This is a genomic window from Acerihabitans arboris (assembly GCF_010131535.1).
GTDB classification, from domain to species: domain Bacteria; phylum Pseudomonadota; class Gammaproteobacteria; order Enterobacterales; family Enterobacteriaceae; genus Acerihabitans; species Acerihabitans arboris.
In genome coordinates, this window is the sequence record NZ_WUBS01000043.1 from 1869 (window position 1) to 3053 (window position 1185).

A 1185-nucleotide genomic window follows, 5' to 3' on the forward strand; every position below is an offset into this window, starting at 1 on the left:
ATCGCTGCCGCAGCTTCGGTGCATGGTTTAGCCCCGTTACATCTTCCGCGCAGGCCGACTCGACCAGTGAGCTATTACGCTTTCTTTAAATGATGGCTGCTTCTAAGCCAACATCCTGGCTGTCTGTGCCTTCCCACATCGTTTCCCACTTAACCATGACTTTGGGACCTTAGCTGGCGGTCTGGGTTGTTTCCCTCTTCACGACGGACGTTAGCACCCGCCGTGTGTCTCCCGTGGTAACATTCTTCGGTATTCGCAGTTTGCATCGGGTTGGTAATCCGGGGTGGACCCCTAGCCGAAACAGTGCTCTACCCCCGAAGATGAATTCACGAGGCGCTACCTAAATAGCTTTCGGGGAGAACCAGCTATCTCCCGGTTTGATTGGCCTTTCACCCCCAGCCACAAGTCATCCGCTAATTTTTCAACATTAGTCGGTTCGGTCCTCCAGTTAGTGTTACCCAACCTTCAACCTGCCCATGGCTAGATCACCGGGTTTCGGGTCTATACCCTGCAACTTGACGCCCAGTTAAGACTCGGTTTCCCTACGGCTCCCCTAAACGGTTAACCTTGCTACAGAATATAAGTCGCTGACCCATTATACAAAAGGTACGCAGTCACCCTGATAAATCAAGGCTCCCACTGCTTGTACGTACACGGTTTCAGGTTCTGTTTCACTCCCCTCGCCGGGGTTCTTTTCGCCTTTCCCTCACGGTACTGGTTCACTATCGGTCAGTCAGGAGTATTTAGCCTTGGAGGATGGTCCCCCCATCTTCAGACAGGATATCACGTGTCCCGCCCTACTCATCGAGCTCACAGCTTCTGCGCCTTCGGATACGGGGCTATCACCCTGTGTTGCCGGACTTTCCAGACCGTTCTCCTGATGCAAAAGCTGATGGTGACTCTGGGCTGTTCCCCGTTCGCTCGCCGCTACTGGGGGAATCTCGGTTGATTTCTTTTCCTCGGGGTACTGAGATGTTTCAGTTCCCCCGGTTCGCCTCACTACGCTATGGATTCACGTAATGATAGTGCAACGAATTGCACTGGGTTTCCCCATTCGGACATCGCCGGCTGATAGCGCTTCATATCAGCTCACCGGCGCATTTCGCGGATTAGCACGTCCTTCATCGCCTCTGACTGCCTAGGCATCCACCGTGTACGCTTATTCACTTAACCTCACAACCCTAA

Annotated in this window: 1 rRNA gene (cut by a window edge); it reads right to left on the reverse strand. The window is 53.2% G+C overall.

From position 1 onward, the window contains the following. Positions 1–1173 (reverse strand): 23S ribosomal RNA (locus tag GRH90_RS25750) (it extends 1827 nt beyond the left edge of the window). Positions 1174–1185: the final 12 nt, after the last annotated feature.